1 pseudogene is annotated in these 441 nt (G+C 59.9%); it reads left to right on the top strand.

What is annotated here, in order from left to right:
• Positions 1 to 38: 38 nt before the first annotated feature.
• Positions 39 to 441: pseudogene (locus EN780_RS41245) on the top strand (response regulator transcription factor); the annotation flags it as partial.

The raw sequence follows: 441 nt of genomic DNA, 5'->3' as shown, positions 1-441 counted from the left end.
AAACAAAGTTCGTTGCGTTTTTTACGGACGGTGTTCGCATGTCGACAGTGGTTGTCGCGGACCCGCGGGGGGTGTATCTCGCCGGTCTGGAGTGGGTGTTGCGGAAGGCCGGTCACGAGATTGTCGCCGAGTGCCACCGCGCTGTTGACGTTCTCCCCCATGTGGAGCGCCATCTGCCCGATATTGTCATCGTCGGCCTGGACACAGCGGACCCGCAGACGGCCAGTCTTTCCTCCCGGCTGAGAGCCACCCACCGTGCGCTCGGCATTGTCTTCATCCTGCAGCAAAACGGCGGCTTCGATATCAAGGAAATACAGGCGCTCGACGCCGATGGCGTGGTGCTTGACGGCATCAGCAACCGCTTTCTCGTCGAATGCGTGAACGCGGTGGCGAGCGGCAAAAAGTGGATCGACAACAAGATCGTCCAGCATCTGTTGATGC

The sequence above is a fragment of the Mesorhizobium sp. M4B.F.Ca.ET.089.01.1.1 genome (genome assembly GCF_004022605.1).
In the GTDB taxonomy this organism is placed as follows: Bacteria; Pseudomonadota; Alphaproteobacteria; order Rhizobiales; family Rhizobiaceae; genus Mesorhizobium; species Mesorhizobium abyssinicae.
This window is presented reverse-complemented; position numbering and strand designations above follow the sequence as displayed.